The sequence below is a fragment of the Streptomyces sp. NPDC048254 genome, assembly GCF_043201895.1.
GTDB lineage: Bacteria > Actinomycetota > Actinomycetes > Streptomycetales > Streptomycetaceae > Streptomyces.
Window position 1 is genome coordinate 97,152 of the sequence record NZ_JBICZJ010000002.1, and the last position, 18,798, is coordinate 115,949.

General features: G+C 71.2%; 18 protein-coding genes. 10 read left to right on the plus strand and 8 right to left on the minus strand.

Features of this window, described 5'->3' with window-relative positions; all coding sequences use genetic code 11:
* The first annotated feature begins 131 nt into the window (after window positions 1–131).
* The gene (locus ACGFZQ_RS05605; protein WP_393839317.1) at window positions 132–1,409 is read left to right on the plus strand and encodes a tetratricopeptide repeat protein; all 1,278 of its coding nucleotides are present in this window, start codon (window positions 132–134) and stop codon (window positions 1,407–1,409) included.
* Window positions 1,410–1,460: 51 nt separating this feature from the next.
* Here the strand turns inward: ACGFZQ_RS05605 and ACGFZQ_RS05610 are convergent, their stop codons facing one another.
* The 3 genes from ACGFZQ_RS05610 to ACGFZQ_RS05620 form a co-directional block, all read right to left on the minus strand.
* Window positions 1,461–1,925 (minus strand): VOC family protein, encoded by a 465-nt coding sequence (locus ACGFZQ_RS05610; protein WP_393839318.1) that lies wholly within the window; start codon window positions 1,923–1,925, stop codon window positions 1,461–1,463.
* 31 nt (window positions 1,926–1,956) lie between these two features.
* Window positions 1,957–2,922, minus strand: a complete 966-nt coding sequence (rarD, locus tag ACGFZQ_RS05615) for an EamA family transporter RarD (RefSeq protein WP_393839319.1) — start codon at window positions 2,920–2,922, stop codon at window positions 1,957–1,959.
* Between the two features lie 151 nt (window positions 2,923–3,073).
* Complete coding sequence (locus ACGFZQ_RS05620) at window positions 3,074–3,925, minus strand: SDR family oxidoreductase (protein WP_393839320.1); 852 nt, start codon at window positions 3,923–3,925, stop codon at window positions 3,074–3,076.
* Between the two features lie 92 nt (window positions 3,926–4,017).
* On the opposite strand from ACGFZQ_RS05620, the gene ACGFZQ_RS05625 reads away from it, so the two are divergent.
* Window positions 4,018–4,437, plus strand: coding sequence for a winged helix-turn-helix transcriptional regulator (locus tag ACGFZQ_RS05625; protein ID WP_393839321.1), 420 nt, complete (start codon window positions 4,018–4,020; stop codon window positions 4,435–4,437).
* 60 nt (window positions 4,438–4,497) lie between these two features.
* On the opposite strand, the gene ACGFZQ_RS05630 is transcribed toward ACGFZQ_RS05625, so the two are convergent.
* From ACGFZQ_RS05630 to ACGFZQ_RS05650, 5 genes are all read right to left on the minus strand, one after another.
* A complete protein-coding gene (locus ACGFZQ_RS05630; protein WP_393839322.1) occupies window positions 4,498–5,559 on the minus strand; it encodes a 2-oxoacid:ferredoxin oxidoreductase subunit beta in 1,062 nt (353 codons plus the stop codon).
* Entirely contained in the window at window positions 5,552–7,480 is a 1,929-nt protein-coding gene (locus ACGFZQ_RS05635) for a 2-oxoacid:acceptor oxidoreductase subunit alpha (protein ID WP_393839323.1), read from the minus strand. Before ACGFZQ_RS05635 ends, ACGFZQ_RS05630 begins: the two co-directional genes overlap by 8 nt.
* Before the next feature lie 199 nt (window positions 7,481–7,679).
* Window positions 7,680–8,387, minus strand: coding sequence for a response regulator transcription factor (locus ACGFZQ_RS05640; RefSeq protein WP_351748098.1), 708 nt, complete (start codon window positions 8,385–8,387; stop codon window positions 7,680–7,682).
* A gap of 188 nt (window positions 8,388–8,575) precedes the next feature.
* Entirely contained in the window at window positions 8,576–9,967 is a 1,392-nt protein-coding gene (locus ACGFZQ_RS05645) for a sensor histidine kinase (protein WP_393839324.1), read from the minus strand.
* A gap of 144 nt (window positions 9,968–10,111) precedes the next feature.
* Window positions 10,112–11,302 carry a sensor histidine kinase gene (locus tag ACGFZQ_RS05650; protein ID WP_393839325.1) on the minus strand — a complete coding sequence of 397 codons (1,191 nt, stop codon included), beginning with the start codon at window positions 11,300–11,302 and terminating at the stop codon, window positions 10,112–10,114.
* A 239-nt stretch (window positions 11,303–11,541) separates the two neighbouring features.
* Between ACGFZQ_RS05650 and ACGFZQ_RS05655 the strand changes: the two genes are divergently transcribed.
* From ACGFZQ_RS05655 to ACGFZQ_RS05690, 8 genes are read left to right on the plus strand one after another with little or no spacing between them, the layout of a single operon-like run.
* On the plus strand, window positions 11,542–11,952 hold the full coding sequence (locus ACGFZQ_RS05655; protein ID WP_351693885.1) for an NADH-quinone oxidoreductase subunit A: 411 nt from the start codon (window positions 11,542–11,544) through the stop codon (window positions 11,950–11,952).
* On the plus strand, window positions 11,943–12,554 hold the full coding sequence (locus ACGFZQ_RS05660) for an NADH-quinone oxidoreductase subunit B (RefSeq protein WP_393839326.1): 612 nt from the start codon (window positions 11,943–11,945) through the stop codon (window positions 12,552–12,554). The genes ACGFZQ_RS05655 and ACGFZQ_RS05660 overlap by 10 nt, the downstream gene beginning before the upstream one ends.
* Window positions 12,551–14,245 carry an NADH-quinone oxidoreductase subunit C gene (locus tag ACGFZQ_RS05665; protein ID WP_393839327.1) on the plus strand — a complete coding sequence of 565 codons (1,695 nt, stop codon included), beginning with the start codon at window positions 12,551–12,553 and terminating at the stop codon, window positions 14,243–14,245. Before ACGFZQ_RS05660 ends, ACGFZQ_RS05665 begins: the two co-directional genes overlap by 4 nt.
* Complete coding sequence (locus tag ACGFZQ_RS05670; RefSeq protein ID WP_393839328.1) at window positions 14,245–15,213, plus strand: NADH-quinone oxidoreductase subunit H; 969 nt, start codon at window positions 14,245–14,247, stop codon at window positions 15,211–15,213. The genes ACGFZQ_RS05665 and ACGFZQ_RS05670 overlap by 1 nt, the downstream gene beginning before the upstream one ends.
* A gap of 2 nt (window positions 15,214–15,215) precedes the next feature.
* Window positions 15,216–15,767 carry a NuoI/complex I 23 kDa subunit family protein gene (locus ACGFZQ_RS05675; protein WP_393839329.1) on the plus strand — a complete coding sequence of 184 codons (552 nt, stop codon included), beginning with the start codon at window positions 15,216–15,218 and terminating at the stop codon, window positions 15,765–15,767.
* Window positions 15,764–16,429, plus strand: a complete 666-nt coding sequence (locus ACGFZQ_RS05680) for an NADH-quinone oxidoreductase subunit J (protein WP_351748088.1) — start codon at window positions 15,764–15,766, stop codon at window positions 16,427–16,429. Before ACGFZQ_RS05675 ends, ACGFZQ_RS05680 begins: the two co-directional genes overlap by 4 nt.
* Entirely contained in the window at window positions 16,429–16,806 is a 378-nt protein-coding gene (gene nuoK / locus ACGFZQ_RS05685) for an NADH-quinone oxidoreductase subunit NuoK (RefSeq protein WP_393839330.1), read from the plus strand. Before ACGFZQ_RS05680 ends, nuoK begins: the two co-directional genes overlap by 1 nt.
* On the plus strand, window positions 16,803–18,797 hold the full coding sequence (locus ACGFZQ_RS05690; protein ID WP_393839331.1) for an NADH-quinone oxidoreductase subunit L: 1,995 nt from the start codon (window positions 16,803–16,805) through the stop codon (window positions 18,795–18,797). Before nuoK ends, ACGFZQ_RS05690 begins: the two co-directional genes overlap by 4 nt.
* The last annotated feature ends 1 nt before the right edge of the window (window position 18,798 follow it).

The window sequence follows — 18,798 nt, forward strand, 5'->3', positions numbered from 1 at the left end:
CGGGACACCGGATGGCCCCCTTCCTGATGCGAGGCTGTGACGTCGCGGTGACGCGTGGGCCGAGGGGAGCGGCCAGACTTGACCGTACGCACGGGTACGACCGGACGGTGACGCCGGGGGAATGAGGGCCGATGTCCCGACTCAGCCGCGAGACGAAGCGGGAAGCTCAGCAGACCGACCGGGCGGCGCAGCCGGTCGAGGTCCGCGTGACGGGCGGCGCCGCGACCGTGGACGGTGTACCGCTGTTCCCCGCGCCCGGGGAGGAGCCCCAGCAGGCGGTCCTCAACCACCTCCAGCGCGTTGCCCACGCCACCGGCCGTCCCGTCCTCGCCACCGTTCACGACAGCCGCATCGGCTATGTCGTCCGCCTCCAGGTGAACCTGGACGGCTCCAGCAGTTTCACCGGCGACCCGGTACGGATGGCCGTGCCCGGTACGCCGGACGCGCCCGTCCCCCAGGAATCGGCACAGCAGCCCCGCCGGGACCGGCCGACGCATCTCCTGCACTCCGTCGACGAACCGCCGGGCGCGGGCACGCCGGCCCCGGGCGCGGAGGCGGCGGTTATGGAAGTGGCGGCTACGGAAGCGGCCCCCGCGTTCCCCCTACGGGCGGTCCCCGAACCGCCGGTCGTGGCACCGCCGGCGCCGGGCACGGTCCAGCCGCCGACCGGGGTGTTCGGCCCGCCGCCCGTCATGGACGGAACCCCAGCCCCCGCCGTCGTACCCGCTCAGCCCGTCACCGGGCCCCAGCCGGCGGCGCCCAGGACCGATCCTCGTGCCGAACCCCGCATCGAGCCCCGCATCGAGCCCCTCATCGAGCCTCTCGTGGAACCCGAGTCCACCGGTGTCTTCGACCCCGACCCCAGGCACACCCCGGCCCGCGGTTTCGACGCCGTCGCCGAGGAGGTGCTCGGGGACGAGCCCGTGACCGTGACCGCGGAGGGGGCCGCGCTGCTCACCGAGCCGGTGTCGCGGATCAACGAGGCCGTCCGGGCGGGACGTATCGAAGTGGCGGCCGAGCTCGCGGAGCGCACCGTCGCCGAGGCCTCCGCGACCCTCGGCGACGGTCACACCGAGGTGCTGCACCTGCGCGAGCTGACTGCCTACATCGCCTACCTGGCGGGCGACCCGCTGCGCGCCTTCCACCTCTCCCTCGACCTGGCCCGGCAGCACCGGCAGGCCCGGGACGGCGAGGGGGCGTACGGGAACGTGCGGAGCGCGGCCACCGCCTGGCGCGCGGTGCGCGACCCGGAGCACGGGCTGCGCCTCGGCCGCGACCTGATCGACCTGTGGGCGCAGCTCACCACCGAGGGCGGCCCGGCCGCCGACGACCCGGAGGAACTGGAGTCCGCCCGCGCCCGGATGGCCCGCCTCACCGACCGCGCCCGCCGCGCGGCCGAGAAGGCCTGAGCGTCAGCCAGTCGGTCGAACAGCCGGCCAGCTGGCCGGCCAGTCGGTCAGTCACTGCACGCAGAACTCGTTTCCCTCCGGGTCGGCCATCACCGTCCACTCCCCGGCCGGCTCGGACACATGCCGTACCACCGTCGCGCCCAGCCCTTCGAGCCGCGCCACCTCGTCCGCCCGCTTGCCCGCCTCGGCGTGCAGGTCCATGTGGAGCCGGTTCTTGCCGGACTTTCCTTCCGGCACCCGCTGGAACAGCAGCCGCCGCCCCAGCCCGGTCCCGCGCTCCTGGTCGAACGGGTCGTCCGGATGCCGTACGGCGATCAGGTCACGGAAGGCGGCACGGCCGTGGTGCTCCACGGTCGCCGCGCCGGGCAGCGCGCCCAGCTCCAGCAGGCGTTCGACCAACGCGCTGTTGTCCTCGACCGCATAGTGCAGTGCGGCGGCCCAGAAGTCGGCCTGGGCGTGCGGGTCGCGGGCGTCGATGACGAGTTTCCAGTGCAGGGGTGCGGGCGTCTGCGTCATGCCGCCCACTTATAGCCGACGGCCGTCGGACTCACACCTGACTTCTGGGAGTCTCCGCGGCCACCGTCACCGGCCGGGCCGCGGCCGCCGCCGCGAGCGCCCGCGCGGACCGGTGGGCGGTGCGCAGCGCGTCCCAGGTGAGCAGGGCGAGGGCGACCCAGACCAGGGCGAAGCCGGCCCAGCGCTCGGCGGGCATCGCCTCGTGGAAGTAGAGGATGCCGAGCAGGAACTGGAAGACCGGCGCCAGGTACTGCAGCAGACCGAGCGTGGAGAGCGGGACGCGGATCGCGGCGGCGCCGAAGCAGACCAGCGGGAGTGCGGTGACGATGCCGGTGGAGGCCAGCAGGGCGGCGTGCCCGGCACCGTCGTTGACGAAGCTGGACTCGCCGTGGCCGGCCAGCCACAGCAGATAGCCGAGCGCGGGCAGGAACTGGATCGCCGTCTCCGCCGCGAGTGACTCCACGCCGCCGAGGTTGACCTTCTTCTTGACGAGTCCGTAGGTCGCGAAGGAGAAGGCGAGGACGAGTGAGATCCACGGCGGCTGCCCGTAACCCACGGTCAGCACGACCACGGCGGCGAAGCCGACGCCCACCGCCGTCCACTGGGCGGGCCGCAGCCGTTCCTTCAGCAGCAGCACGCCCATGGCGATGGTCACCAGAGGGTTGATGAAGTAGCCGAGTGAGGCTTCGACGACGTGCCCGGAGTTCACGGCCCAGATGTAGACACCCCAGTTGACGGTGATCACGGCGGCGGCGACCGTCACCAGTGCCAGTCGGCGCGGCTGCCGCAGCAGCTCACCGGCCCAGGCCCAGCGTCGTACGAAGGCCAGCGCGACGGCGACGAAGGCCAGGGACCACACCATCCGGTGGGCCAGTATCTCCAGGGCCCCGGCGGGCTTCAGCAACGGCCAGAAGAGGGGGACCAGGCCCCACATCCCGTAGGCCGCGAAGCCGTTCACCAGTCCTTTCCGCCGCTCACCCCTCGATATCTCGGCCACCGGCCCTCCTTACGCCCAGCTCCAGCACACCGGGACGAAGGTAGCGCCGAGCACCCCCGTCTGTCATGGCCGTATCGCCATACGGTCATGACAGACGGGGGTGGGCCATACCGGGCACCACGCAGCCCTCTTGGGCCTGCCTGGCTCGGGCCTACTTCAGTGCGTCCGCGACGGCCTCGGAGATCGGGGAGGTCGGGCGGCCGGCCAGGCGGGAGAGGTCGCCGGAGTCGACGACCAGTTCGCCCTTGGTGATCGACGCGTCGACGCCGACCAGGATGGTGGCGAACGCCTCCGGCAGGCCGGCGCCGGTGAGGATGGTCTGGAGCACCTCGCCGGGCACGGAGTTGTAGACGATCTCCTTGCCGGTCTGCCGCGCGATCTCGGCCGCGTACTCGTCGAAGCTCCAGGCGACGTCGCCGCCCAGCTCGTACGTCTGGTTCTCGTGGCCCTCACCGGTCAGTACGGCGACGGCGGCGGCCGCGTAGTCCGCGCGGGAGGCCGAGGAGACCCGGCCCTCACCGGCGGCCGCGACGACGGCGTTGTGCTCCAGGACCGGGGCGAGGTTCTCGGTGTAGTTCTCGTGGTACCAGCCGTTGCGCAGCAGGGTGTAGGGCAGGCCGGAGGCGAGCAGCAGCTCCTCGGTGGCGCGGTGGTCGTCCACCAGCGAGGCCGTCAGGCTGCCCGGGGCGCTGGTGTACGCGAGCAGGGCCACGCCGGCCGCCTTGGCCGCGTCGATGACGACCTTGTGCTGCTGCGGGCGGCCCTTGTCGAACTCGTTGCCCGAGATCAGCAGGACCTTGTCGCCGGCGGCGAAGAGGCCGTCGAAGGTCTCGGGGGAGTTGTAGTCGGCGACGGCGAGGTTGACGCCCCGGGCGGCGAAGTCGGCGGCCTTGGCCTTGTCGCGGACGACGGCGGTGATCTGCTCGGCCGGGACCTTCTCCAGCAGCTGCGTCACGACGTGACGGCCGAGGTGTCCGGTGGCTCCGGTGACAACGATGCTCATGGTCTGCGATCTCCTTGTGGGGTTCCGATGTCACTAACCCTAGGAGGTGCGCTAACTGAAAGAAAGTACCCACTTTGAAGTAAGGTACTGCCATGGCCGTAAGTACCCCTGAAGTCGAGAACCGCCCCGACGCGCCCGCCGGGAGGACCGACAAGTACGTCGTCGGTGAGGTGATGTGCCCGTACCGCCTGGTCCTGGAGCACGTCACCAGCCGCTGGGGCGTGCTGGTCCTGATCGAGCTCCTCGACCGCCCCCACCGCTTCAGCGAACTGCGCCGCGCCATCGGCCGGGTCAGCGAGAAGATGCTCACCCAGACCCTCCAGACCCTGGAACGGGACGGCCTGGTCCACCGGGACGCCAAGCCCGTCATCCCGCCCCGGGTCGACTACTCCCTCACCGACCTCGGCCGCGAGGCGGCCCGGCAGGTGCGGGACCTGGCGCTGTGGACCGAGCGGCGGATGGCGGACGTGACCCGGGCCCGGGAGGCGTACGACGAGGCGAAGCGCGCCTGAACGCGAACCGGGCCCGGACGCAGTGTCCGGGCCCGGTTCGCGCTCACTGCTCGGTGACGGTCAGCCGACGACCGTCCAGGTGTCCCCGCCGGCCAGCAGCGCCCCCAGGTCGCCCTTGCCGTGCTGCTCCACCGCCGTGTCCAGCTGCTCGGACATCTGGACGTCGTAGACGGGCCGTTCCACCGATCTCAGCACGCCGATGGGCGTGTGGTGCAGGGTGTCCTGGTCGGCCAGCCGGGAGAGCGCGAAGGCCGTGGTGGGGGAGGGGGAGTGGGCGTCGTGGACGAGGATCTCGGACTCGTTGTCCGGGGTCACGTCGACCACCGTCAGGTCGCCGGTTCGCCGGTCGCGTACGACTCCGCGCGCGCCGTCGGTGCCGAAGCGGATGGGCTGTCCGTGCTCCAGGCGGATCAGCGCTTCCTCGGCGGACTGCTTGTCCTTGAGGGTGTCGAAGGCGCCGTCGTTGAAGATGTTGCAGTTCTGGTAGATCTCGATCAGGGCCGTGCCGGGGTGGGCGGCGGCCTGGCGCAGCACGTCGGTGAGGTGCTTGCGGTCGGAGTCGATGGTGCGGGCCACGAAGGAGGCCTCGGCGCCGATCGCCAGGGACACCGGGTTGAAGGGGGCGTCCAATGAGCCCATCGGTGTCGACTTGGTGATTTTCCCGACTTCGGAAGTCGGTGAGTACTGGCCTTTCGTCAACCCGTAGATGCGGTTGTTGAAGAGGAGGATCTTCAGGTTGACGTTGCGGCGCAGGGCGTGGATGAGGTGGTTGCCGCCGATGGAGAGGGCGTCGCCGTCCCCGGTGACGACCCAGACGCTCAGGTCCCGGCGGGAGGTGGCGAGCCCGGTGGCGATGGCGGGGGCGCGGCCGTGGATGGAGTGCATCCCGTAGGTGTTCATGTAGTACGGGAAGCGGGAGGAGCAGCCGATGCCGGAGACGAAGACGATGTTCTCCTTCGCCAGCCCGAGTTCCGGCATGAACCCCTGCACGGCGGCCAGGATCGCGTAGTCACCGCAGCCCGGGCACCAGCGCACCTCCTGGTCGGACTTGAAGTCCTTCATGGACTGCTTGGCCGCGGCCTTGGGGACGAGCTGGAGCAGTCCGTCGGCGGTGTCAGTCATGGATGGCCTCCTTGAGCGCCTCGGCGAGCTGCTCGGCCTTGAACGGCATGCCGTTGACCTGGTTGTACGAATGCGCGTCCACGAGGTACTTCGCCCGGATGAGGGTGGCGAGCTGGCCGAGGTTCATCTCGGGGATCACTACCTTGTCGTAACCCCCCAGGACCGCGCCCAGGTTGCGCGGGAAGGGGTTGAGGTGGCGCAGGTGCGCCTGTGCGATCGCCTCGCCGGCCCGGCGCAGCCGCCGTACCGCGGCCGTGATCGGCCCGTAGGTCGAGCCCCAGCCCAGGACCAGGGTGCGCGCGCCGTCCGGGTCGTCGACCTCGATGTCAGGTACGTCGATGCCGTCGATCTTGGCCTGCCGGGTGCGGACCATGAAGTCGTGGTTGGCGGGGTCGTAGGAGATGTTGCCCGTGCCGTCCTGCTTCTCGATGCCGCCGATACGGTGTTCGAGACCGGGCGTGCCCGGGATCGCCCACGGGCGGGCGAGTGTCTGCGGGTCGCGTTTGTACGGCCAGAAGACCTCGGTGCCGTCGTCGAGGGTGTGGTTCGGTCCCTGGGCGAACTGGACGCGCAGGTCGGGGAGTTCCGTGAGCTCCGGGATGCGCCAGGGCTCGCTGCCGTTGGCCAGGTAGCCGTCGGACAGAAGCATCACCGGGGTTCTGTACGTCAGCGCGATCCGGGCCGCCTCCAGCGCCGCGTCGAAGCAGTCGGCCGGGGTCCGCGGAGCGATCACCGGGACGGGGGCCTCGCCGTTGCGGCCGTACATCGCCTGGAGCAGGTCGGCCTGCTCGGTCTTGGTCGGCAACCCGGTGGACGGCCCGCCACGCTGGATGTCCACCACCAGCAGCGGCAGCTCCAGCGACACCGCGAGCCCCACCGTCTCCGCCTTCAGCGCCACACCCGGGCCGGAGGTGGTGGTGACGGCGAGCGAGCCGCCGAAGGCCGCGCCCAGTGCCGCGCCGATCCCGGCGATCTCGTCCTCGGCCTGGAAGGTCCGCACACCGAAGTTCTTGTGCTTGGACAGTTCGTGGAGGATGTCGGAGGCCGGGGTGATCGGGTACGAGCCGAGGAAGAGCGGCAGGTCGGCCTGGCGGGACGCGGCGACCAGGCCGTAGGCCAGGGCCAGGTTCCCGGAGATGTTGCGGTAGGTGCCCACCGGGAACGCGGTGGTCGCCGGGGCGATCTCGTAGGAGACCGCGAAGTCCTCGGTCGTCTCCCCGAAGTTCCAGCCCGCGCGGAAGGCCGCCAGGTTGGCGTTCATGACCTCGGGCTTGCGGGCGAACTTCTCCTTGAGGAATCTTTCCGTGCCCTCGGTGGGCCGGTGGTACATCCATGACAAGAGGCCGAGCGCGAACATGTTCTTGCTGCGCTCGGCCTCTTTGCGGGTGAGGTCGAATTCTTTGAGGGCTTCCACCGTCAGGGTGGTCAGCGGCACCGGATGGAGGCTGTAGCCGTCCAGTGAGCCGTCCTCCAGTGGGGAGGCGTCGTAGCCGACCTTCTGCATCGCCCGTTTGGTGAACTCGTCCGTGTTGACGATGATCTCCGCGCCGCGCGGCAGGTCCCCGATGTTGGCTTTCAGCGCGGCCGGGTTCATCGCGACCAGCACGTTCGGCGCGTCCCCGGGGGTGAGGATGTCGTGGTCGGCGAAGTGCAACTGGAATGAGGAGACCCCGGGCAGGGTGCCTGCCGGGGCGCGGATCTCGGCGGGGAAGTTGGGGAGGGTCGAGAGATCGTTACCGAAGGACGCGGTCTCCGACGTGAACCGGTCACCGGTGAGCTGCATACCGTCACCCGAGTCCCCCGCGAACCGGATGATCACCCGATCGAGGCGCCGGACGGCCTTCACACCGCCCGGCCTGCGCTGTTCTCCCACGACGGTTCCGTCGGCCTGTTCCGTTGTCCTGCTGACCTGGCTGGTCACTGAACTGGACCTCCTTCGAGGCGGCTGTCCGGGCGGGGTCGTCCCACGGACCATCCCGCAATCAACCCTACGTCGGTTAGGGTCGCCTTCCCGTGCCCGCTCACATGATGGACGGCGTTTTGAGACGACCTGTCGCCCTGACTTGTCATGATTTTCTCTCCCCCCGGCTGCCTTCCGGCTCCGACACGGTGTCGGCCCGTCAGGAGTTCAGATAGGTCAGAACGGCCAGAACCCGTCGGTGGTCCCCGTCGCTCTGGGAGAGACCCAGCTTGAGGAAGATGTTGCTGACGTGCTTCTCGACGGCTCCGTCGCTCACGACCAGCTGCCGGGCGATCGCCGAGTTCGTCCGCCCCTCGGCCATCAGCCCCAGCACCTCCCGCTCGCGCGGGGTCAGTCCGGCCAGCACATCCTGCTTACGGCTGCGCCCGAGCAGCTGCGCGACCACCTCGGGGTCGAGCGCGGTACCGCCCTCGGCGACCCGAACGACCGCGTCCACGAACTCCCGGACCTCGGCGACCCGGTCTTTGAGCAGATAGCCCACGCCCCTGCTGGAACCGGCCAGCAGTTCGGTGGCGTAGCGCTCCTCCACGTACTGCGACAGCACCAGCACCCCGAGCTGCGGATGAGCCTTCCGCAGCCGTACGGCTGCGCGCACACCCTCGTCGGTGTGCGTCGGCGGCATCCGTACGTCCGCCACCACCACGTCCGGCAGCGCACCCTGCGCGTCGAGATCGGCGATGGTCTTGACCAGCGCCTCCGCGTCGCCGACACCCGCGACAACATCATGTCCGCGGTCGGTCAACAGCCGGGTCAGCCCCTCTCTGAGCAGCACGGAATCCTCGGCGATGACCACCCGCACTCTGTCCTCCACGATCTCCCGGCCCCCCACACCCCGTCCGGCGTACATGCCTGCCCTGTCCGAAAGACCAGCATTCCAGCATTCGCATCGGAGCGCGGCGCGGTCATGAGAGCAGACGAGCCAATTCAGCCCGCCGCGGGGGCTGGGGCGGCAGCCCCGGGTGCCGGGGGTGGAAGGGGGCCGAGCCCCCTGGTGAGGGAACGGGTAAGGGGCGGCGGGGGCGGAGATCCGAGGCCTCAGCCCCGCCAGGGCAGTTCCGCCGTCACCCGTGTGGGCCCGCCCACCGGCGAGTCCACCAGCACGATCCCGTCGACCGCGTCCAGTCGCTCGGCCAGCCCCGCCAGCCCCGACCCCTTGGCCGTGTCCGCACCCCCCACCCCGTCGTCCACGACCTGCAACATCAACCGGTCCTCGCTCCGCCACACATCCACCGCCGCCGCACTCGCCCGCGCATGCTTGCTGATGTTCTGCAGCAGCTCGGACACCGTGAAGTACGCGATCCCCTCGATCGCCGCCGCCGGCCGCTCCGCCAGGTCGACCTCCACCCGCACCGGCACCGTGCACCGTGAGGCCACCGCCGACAGCGCCGCGTCCAGTCCCCGGTCGGTGAGCACCGCGGGATGGATCCCCCGGGCCAGGTCCCTGAGCTCCTGCAGCGCGGTCTTCACCTCACCGTGCGCCTCGTCCACCATCCGCGCCGCGACCTGCGGATCCTCCCGCAGTTTCTCCTTCGCCAGCCCCAGATCCATGGCCAGCGCCACCAGCCGGGCCTGTGCCCCGTCGTGCAGGTCCCGCTCGATGCGCCGCAGGTCGGCCGCGGCCGTGTCGACGACCACCCCCCGGTCGGACTCCAGCTCCACCACCCGCGACGCCAGCTTCGAGGGCCCGAGCAGCCCGTGCACCATCAGCCGGTCCACCAGCGTCAGCGCCCGTACGATCCACGGCGTGGCCAGCGTGAACAACAGCCCCACCAGCGCGGTCACGGTGATCTCGAACGGGTTGTCGAGGTAGACGCTGTGATGCGCGTCGCCGTACAGCTGAAGACCGCCCTGCCCGGCGTACATCGGGAAGACCCAGAACCACAGCGGATACGTCAGCAGGGCCCAGCCGTACGCCCAGAAGTCGAGCGCGACGACGAAGGAGAACATCGACCAGGGGAACTGGAGGACCGCGTACAGCAGATGGCGCCAGGACGTGCCGCTCTTCAGCACCGCGCCGATCCACGCCATCATCCCGGGCTTGCGCATCCGCAACGGTTCCGGGTCGGCCACCTCCAGGCGCAGCAGCCCGCGCGCCCGCGCCCGCTCCAGCGCCCCGAAACCCCGGCAGCCGGCGAGGGCCACGGCCAGCAGGGGGATCCCGATGAAGGTCACCAGCAGACCGACGCCGAGGGACACCATCGTCACGGTCCACACGAACAGCGCGACGCCGATCGGAAGGCCCACCAGCACATAGGCGAACTCACGCCAGCTGCGCGCCTCGAACGGCGCCCGCAGCACGGCCGGCACCCGATGCCGACGTTCACCGGACGGGTCGTAGCCGTACCCGTGGCGCTGCCCATGGCCGTACCCGTATCCGTACCCGTCGTCCTGTCCGTATCCGTGCCCGTGCCCGTACTCCGTGGCCATCGGTGCCGTCCCGTCCGTCCTGTGCTGTCTGTTCCAGCTGTGCCAGCTCGTCCCGTCAGGCCTGTCCCTGTCGTACCTCCACCCTGCTGTGCCGCAGGTCCACGAACCATGGAGGCCGTCGGCATCTTGAACGGGGGGTTTTCCCTACCCCCGGTCACGCCAGGGCAGCTCGGCGGTGACCGTCGTGGGACCGCCGGCCGGCGAGTCGACGACGAACAGGCCGTCCACCGCGCCCAGCCGGTCGGCGAGCCCGCGCATCCCGGTGCCGCCGTCCAGGCTCGCGCCGCCGTGCCCGTCGTCCGTCACCTGGATCAGCAGCCGGTCGTCGGTGCGCCACACGTCGACCGACGCGCTGCGCGCCGCGCTGTGTTTGCTGATGTTCTGCAGCAGCTCGGAGACGGTGAAATAGGCGATGCCCTCGATCGCGGGCGCCGGTCTGGACGGCAGGTCGGCGGTCACCTGGACCGGTACCGTGCAGCGCGAGGCGACCGAGGACAGCGCCGCGTCCAGCCCGCGGTCGGTCAGTACCGCCGGGTGGATGCCCCGGGCGAGGTCCCTGAGCTCCTGCAGGGCCAGCTTCACCTCGCCGTGCGCCTCCTCGACCATCGCGGCGGCCCCGTCGGGGTCCTCCAGCAGCTTCTCCTTCGCCAGACCGAGCCCCATGGCGAGGTTGACGAGGCGCGCCTGCGCGCCGTCGTGCAGATCCCGTTCGATACGCCGCAGGTCGGCGGCGGCCGTGTCCACCACGACCCCCCGGTCCGACTCCAGTTCGGCGATCCGGCGCTCCAGCTCGTCGGAGGGTGACAGCAGACCGCGGACCATCGCCCGGTCCGCGTTCGCCAGCCCGCGCGCGATGAACGGCAGCACCGGCCACAGCACGAACAACGACGTCAACACGGTGCAGAAGGTGAGGATGCCCCAGGGCAGCCGGATGAAGTCGTACAGCAGCGTCCGCCAGCCCACCGGATCCTTCAGCGCCATCCACAGCCGCCCAGTGCCCCCACCCCGCTTGGTCCATGGCAGCGGAGTCGGCTCCTCCACCCGCACCCCGAGCAGCGCACGCGCGCGTGCCCGCTCCAGCTTGCCCAGCTGCCGGGCGCCCAGCAGCGTGGCGGCGAGCAGCGGGATGCCGACCACCGTGATCGTGAGCACCCCGCTCACCCACACCGTCGTGAACACATAGATGAAGCCGAACACCGATACCGGCAGATTCAGCAGGAGGTGCGCGATCTCCTTCCAGGTGTGACCGTCGTAGGCGAAGCGGACGGGCGGCAGCCGGTCGCGGTCTTCGCCGCCGTCGGCCAGGCTGCGGGAACGGGGTGCTGGTGCGGTCATATGCGCCAGCGTGCCGTGTGCCGTGACGCAATGCCATGGAGTTCACCGCCCGGGCCACCCTGGGGAAAACCCCACCAGTCGCCCCCGGTGTCACCTCTCACCGCGTGACGGGCTGCTTACCGTGTCTTTATCAGGGCCTAGACTCCCGTGCGTACAGATCGTCGAATCAAGAGTTGACTGAGTCACGACGCGGGGCCGGGAAAGGCCCGTTGTCTGTCGAGGGAGTGAGGGGACGGACGATGTGGGAGACGGTGAGCGGTGAGCCGACCGTGGTCGTCGCCGCGGACTACTTCGCGTCCTACTCGGTCGTAGGACTGCTGGCCCTCGTCGGCGTGCTCTTCGTCGCCGCCGCCTTCGGAGCCGGCCGGCTGCTGCGCCCCGTGGTCCCCACGCCCGAGAAGCTCCTGACCTACGAGTGCGGTGTCGACCCCGTCGGCGAGGGCTGGGCACACACTCAGGTCCGCTACTACGTCTACGCCTTCCTCTACGTCATCTTCGCGGTCGACTCGATCTTCCTGTTCCCCTGGGCGACGGTCTTCGCCGCCCCCGGCTATGGCGCCACCACGCTCGTGGAGATGTTCGTCTTCCTCGGCTTCCTCGCCATCGGCCTGCTGTACGCATACAAGAAGGGCGTCCTGACATGGACGTGACGCCGGATGTGACGCCGTCGGAGCCCGTGCTGCTACCGGAACCGCAACGGTTGGGCGCGCTCGCCCGTCTCGCCCCCGAGCCGATGAAGGTCGTCCTCAACTGGGGCCGCCGATACTCGCTCTGGGTCTTCAACTTCGGCCTCGCCTGCTGCGCGATCGAGTTCATCGCCGCGTCGATGGCCCGCCACGACTTCATCCGCCTCGGGGTGATCCCTTTCGCGCCGGGGCCCCGCCAGGCCGACCTGATGGTGGTCTCGGGCACGGTCACCGACAAGATGGCCCCGGCCGTCAAGCGCCTGTACGAGCAGATGCCCGAGCCCAAGTACGTCATCTCCTTCGGCGCGTGCAGCAACTGCGGCGGCCCGTACTGGGACTCCTACTCCGTCACCAAGGGCGTCGACCAGATCATCCCGGTCGATGTCTACGTCCCCGGCTGCCCGCCGCGCCCCGAGGCCCTCCTCCAGGGCATCCTCAAACTCCAGGAGAAGATCGCGGCGGAGTCCCTGGACGAGCGCTACGGCACCCCCCGCCCGTCCGCCGCTGCCCTCCAGAGTGGCCTGGTGCGGCCACCGGCCCCCGCCGCCGAAGGGGACGCGCGATGACCGCCCCCACCGGCTGGCTGCCCGCCCCCGTGGACGAACTCTTCGGCCCGGACGCCACGGCCGAGGAGTCCTACGAGGTCCTCACGGTCGACGTCCCTCCCGCCTCCTGGCTCGCCGCCCTGGAGACCGCCCGTACGACCCTGAACTGCACCTTCTTCGACTGGCTGAGCGCGGTCGACGAACCCGGCACCGGCTTCCGCGTCTCCGCCCACGTCGTCGCCCTCGCCCCGGTCCGCCGCCTGCTCCTGCGGACGACCGTGCCGCACTCCGCCCCCGAACTCCCGTCCGCCGTCGGCGTCTACGCGGGCGCCCGCTGGCACGAACGCGAGACCCACGAGATGTTCGGCGTCCGCTTCCCCGGCCACCCCGGCCTGGACCATCTCCTCCTCCCGGAAACCTTCGAGGGCCACCCCCTCCGCAAGGACTTCGTCCTGGCCGCCCGCGTCGCCAAGGCCTGGCCCGGCGCCAAGGAACCCGGCGAGTCCGACCACGGCGGCCCCAGGCGCCGCCAGATGCTCCCCCCGGGCGTCCCCGACCCCAACGAATGGGGCCCCCTGAAGGGCCGGCTCCCCGCGGTCCCCGCCCGCCCGGCCCGTGCGGCAGCGGGACGCCCCACCGGCGAACGCCTGGCCGGCCCGCCCGGCGAACGCCCGACCCGTACGCCCGGCGAACGCCCGGTACGGCGCTCCCGCACGGCAGCGGAGGGCTCGGCGAGCCAGACGGCCGGGGCGGGGGACCCGGCCGGGCCGACGCCTGCGGTGGAGGCGACGCCGGCTGTGGAGGCGGCCTCCGCCGAGGCACAGCCGACGTCCACCCCACGCCGGGCGCGGAGCGTGACCGAGGGCTCCGCTTCCCAGCGGGCGGTTTCTGGGGAACAGCCGTCGGTGGGTCCGCGCCGGGGGCGGAGCGTGAGTGAGGGTTCCGCCTCGCAGCGGGCGGCATCCGCAGCAGACGAGACCGCTCCGGCGGAGGAGCCGACGGCCGCCGCTCCCCGGGGGCCGCGCCGGGCACGTACTGCCTCGGGCGGCTCCGCGTCGCGGCGCGCACAGCAGACGGCACCGTCGGCAGAACCGGCCACCCCGGCACGCCCCGCGACCCCACGCAGCGCCGACGCCCCGTGGCACCACGCCCGCCCGGCCTTCGACGAATCAGGAGGCGAGGAGCGGCGGGTTGCGTCGACGGAGCCGCCGGAGCCGACCGAGCCGACCGAGGCACGCGGGGCTGGGCCCGAGACCGAGAAGCCGGAGGCGGGGGAGCCGACGGGGTCGGAGTCGACGAGGTCAGAGCAGGCTGGACGTGGGTCGGCGGCGCCGGAGTCAGCTGGACCTGAGTCGGCCGGGCCTGAGTCGGCCGGGCCTGAGTCGGCCGGGCCTGAGTCGGCCGGGCCTGAGTCGGCCGGGCCTGAGTCGGCGCCGCCCGAGCCGGCCGCGTCCGCGCCGACCACTCCGGCCAGGGCCGAGCCGGACCCTGCCGCGCCGGAGGCCCCCGAGGCCTCCCAGGACGCCGGACCTGAAACCTCACCCCCTGACTCCGCCGACGCGTCAGCCCCCGACGCTCCCGCCCCTGCGGCCCCGGTGTCCGACGCCCCCGCCCCCGACGCTCCTCCCAGCCCCGAAGCCCCGGTCCCGCCTCCGGACAGCGCCACCCCCGAACAACCCGCCCCCCGCGAAGACCGCCCAGGAGGCCCGTAGTGAACGACGCTCTGGACGTCGTCCTGCGACTCCTCGTCGTGTTCGTCGTCTTCCTCACCTTCCCCTTGATCGTCGGTCAGACCGAGCACAAGGTGATGGCCCATATGCAGGGCCGCCTCGGCCCGATGTACGCCGGTGGTTTCCACGGCTGGGCCCAGCTGATCGCCGACGGCGTGAAGTTCGCGCAGAAGGAGGACGTGGTCCCGGCCGGCGCGGACCGCCGTATCTTCCAGCTGGCGCCCGCGGTGGCCCTCCTCCCGTATCTGCTCGTGCTGCTCGCCATCCCGATCGGCCCCGGCGAGGGTGCCGTCGGCCAGATCCTGGACGCGGGTGTGTTCTTCGTGCTGGCCGTGATGGGCGTCGGCGTCCTCGGCTCGCTCATGGCCGGCTGGGCCAGTGCGAACAAGTTCTCCCTCCTCGGCGGCCTGCGTACCGCCGCCCAGCTCCTCGCCTACGAACTCCCGATGCTGCTCGCCGCCGCCTCCGTGGCGATGGCGGCCGGCACGGTCTCCCTGCCGGGCATCGTCGGCGCCTTCCACTGGTGGTGGCTGCCCTGGCAGCTCACCGGAGGCCTGGTCTTCTTCATCGCCGGCCTCGCGGAACTCCAGCGGCCCCCCTTCGACATGCCCGTCGCCGACACGGAGATCATCTTCGGCGCGTACACCGAGTACACCGGCCTGCGCTTCGCCCTCTTCCTGCTCGCCGAGTACGCCGGGATCGTCGTCCTGTGCGGTCTGACCACCGTCCTCTTCCTGGGCGGCTGGCACGGGCCGTGGGGAGCCCACGGCCTCGGATGGCTGTGGACCCTTCTGAAGACGGCGCTCCTCGCCTTCGTCGTGATCTGGCTCCGCGTGACCTACCCCCGGCTGCGCGAGGACCAGCTGCAGAAGTTCTCCTGGACCCTCCTCGTCCCCCTTTCTCTCGCCCAGATCGCCCTCACCGGCATCGTCAAGGTGGTGATCTCCTAACCGTGGCCCCCATTCCCGGCAGTGGCCTCGCCAAGGGCCTGGCCGTCACCCTGCGCACGATGACCCGGAAGACGGTCACCGAGCAGTACCCGGACGCCCTGCCCGAACTCCCGCCCCGCACCCGCGGTGTGATCGGTCTGTTCGAGGAGAACTGCACGGTCTGCATGCTCTGCGCCCGTGAGTGCCCCGACTGGTGCATCTACATCGACTCCCACAAGGAGACCGTCCCGGCGGCGACCCCGGGCGGCCGCGAACGCAGCCGCAACGTCCTGGACCGCTTCGCCATCGACTTCTCCCTGTGCATGTACTGCGGCATCTGCATCGAGGTCTGTCCTTTCGACGCCCTGTTCTGGTCCCCGGAGTTCGAGTACGCCGAGACCGACATCCACGAACTCACCCACGAGCGGGACAAGCTCCGTGAGTGGATGTGGACGGTCCCGGCCCCGCCCGCCCTCGACCCCGGTGCGGAGGAACCGAAGGAGATCGCCGCCGCCCGGAAGACCGCCGAGAAGCTCGCGGCCGCCCAGGCCGAGCCGCAGGAGGGGGAGTCATGAGCGCCCTCGCCCAGGCGCCGCACGGCTTCCTGTCCCCGACCGGCGTGGAGATCGCCTTTCTCCTCGTCGGCCTGGTCACCTTCGGCGCCGCCCTCGTCACGGTCACCACCCGCCAACTGGTGCACGCCGCCCTGTGGCTGGTGGTCACCCTCGGCGGTCTCGCCGTCGAATACCTGCTGCTCACCGCCGAGTTCATCGCCTGGGTGCAGGTCCTCATCTATGTGGGCTCCGTAGTCGTCCTCCTTCTCTTCGGGCTGATGCTCACCAAGGCCCCGATCGGCCGCTCCCCGGACGCCGACTCCGGGAACCGCTGGGCCGCGTCGGCCGTCGCCGTGGCCGCCGCGGCCGCCCTGGTCTGGGTGGTCGTGGACGCCTTCCGCGCCACCTGGATCGACCTGGACGGCCCTGCCGCCGGTTCGACGAAGGTCACCGGAGAGAGCCTCTTCCAGAACTGGGTCCTGCCCTTCGAGGCCCTCTCCGTCCTTCTCCTCGCGGCCCTGGTCGGCGCCATCGTCCTGTCCCGGAAGGCGAAGGCGGACTCGGCCCCGCCTCCTGTGAACGGCCGGGCCGTCACGCAGAGTTCCCCCTCGGTCACGGATTCCGGGATTCACCCGATCGAGGAAAAGACCGAGCAGGAATCCGAGCAGGAAGGCGCCCGCTGATGCACCTCGCCTATCCCGCCGTCCTCTCCACCCTCCTCTTCTGCACCGGCCTGTACGGCGTCCTCGCCCGCCGCAACGCGATCCTGGTCCTGATGTCGGTCGAGCTGATGCTCAACGCCGTCAACCTCAACCTCGTCGCCTTCGACGTGTGGCTGAGCAGGGCCGCCCGGGACACCCTGCACTCCGGTCAGGCGCTGACCCTGTTCACCATCGCCATCGCCGCCGCCGAGATCGGCATCGGCCTGGCGATCGTCCTCGCCGTCTACCGCAACCGCGGCACCTCCGCCATCGACCGGCTCCGCGACACCGCCGAGGGCCACGAGCACGGCACGCCCACGGACGGGACGGCCGACGAGAAGGCTGAGGCCACCGCGTGACCACGACCAACCTGGCCGTCCTCGTCCCCCTCCTGCCCTTCCTGGCCGCCGCGGCCGGCCTGCTCGTGGGGCGCACGGCCCCCGGCTTCGTCCGCCCGCTCGCGGTCCTGCCGACCCTCGCCGCGTTCGCGCTGGCCATCACGGTCGCCGTGGACCAGGGCGGCGGCCGGCCCGTCGACGCCCACACCCAGCTCACCCCGACCGGCTCGGTCCCGATCGAACTCGCCCTGCACATCGACGGCTTCGCCGCCCTCGTCGCCGTCCTGGTCGCCTTCGTCGCCACCTGTGTGCAGATCTACTCGACGGGCTACCTGCGCGACGACCCGCGCTACCCCTCGTACGCCGCCCTCGTCTCCCTCTTCACCTCCGCGATGCTGCTGGTCGTCTACTCCGGCGACCTGATCGTCCTGCTGGTCGGCTGGGAAGTCATGGGCATCTGCTCCTACTTCCTGGTCGGCCACTACTGGGAGACCCCCGAGGCCCGCGCCGCCTCCATCAAGGCCTTCCTGGTCACCAAGCTCGGCGACGTGCCGTTCCTGATCGGCCTGTTCGCGCTCGCCACCGACGCCGGCTCCTTCCGCATCACCACGATCCTCGGCACCGTCGCGAACGGCGGACTGCACCACCCGGCCCTGGTCGGGCTGCTGCTCCTGTGCGGTGTGGCGGGCAAGTCGGCGCAGTTCCCGCTGCACACCTGGCTCCCCGACGCCATGGCGGGCCCGACCCCCGTCTCCGCGCTGATCCACGCCGCGACGATGGTCGCCGCCGGCGTCTACTTCGTCGCCCGTCTCCTTCCGGTCTTCGAGGCCAGTGCGGCCGTGATGGTCGTCCTCGCCGTCATGGGTGCCGTCACGATGGTCGGTTCGGCCCTCGCCGCACTCGCCCAGGACGACATCAAGCGCGTCCTCGCCTGCTCGACGATCGGCCAGCTCGGCTACATGACCGGTGCCCTCGCCGTCGGCGACCGCGGTGCCGCCGTCTTCCACCTCCTGTCCCACGGTGCCTTCAAGGCGCTGCTGTTCCTCGCGGCCGGCGTGGTCATCCACGCCGCCGGCACCAACTCGCTGGCCGTCATGTCCCGCGCCTCCGGACTGCGCGAACGCGTCCCCGACGCCTACTGGACGATGACCGTGGCGCTACTCGCGCTGGCCGCGATCCCGCCCTTCAGCGGCTTCTTCTCCAAGGAGTCCGTCCTGGGCGCCGCCGAGCACACCGCCACCGGCCACACCGCGCACGCCCCCGGCAGCGCCGGCTGGATCGTCCTCGTCGCCGGTCTGGTCACCGCCGTACTCACCGCCGCGTACGCGACCCGGCTGTGGCTGCTCGCCTTCCGGGGCCGGGGCACCGAGGTCCCGGACCACGGCCGGCAGCCGCTGTCCATGACCGTCGTGCTGTGGGTCCTGACCGTCCCGTCCGTCGCCTTCGGCGGGCTCGCCTACCGGTCGCTGCCCGGCTGGTTCGACGGCCGCGACCTCACCCCGACCCTCACCACCTCGATCCTCGGCACCGGCCTCGCGCTCGCCGGCGGACTCGTCACCTACGGCGCTTGGCAGCGCACCAGGGCGCTGGCCGCCCGCGCCCCGATCGGCGCCGTCGCCGCACACCCCGAGGGCGACGCCGGACTGGTCGAGGCCGAGGCCATCGCCACCCACGAGCCCGCGTTCGGCGACGTCGCCTACGCACCCGACCCGGCGGACCCCGCCCGGCTGCTGCTCGGCCCGCTGCGCCGGCACGCCGCCGAAGGCTTCCACCTGGACGCCGTGTACGACGTGCTGTTCGTCCGCCCGGTCCTGGCCGCGGCGAGCCTCGTCCAGTTCCTCGACCGCGAGGTCGTCGACACCTACGTCCGAGGCGCGGCCGCCGCACCCCGCCTGCTCGGCGCCGCCGTACGCCGCGCCCAGACCGGCAACGTCCAGACCTATGTGAGCGCGCTGCTCGCCGGCACCGTCGTCCTGGCGGTCGCCGTCCTCCTCGTCGCCACCGGAGCGTGAG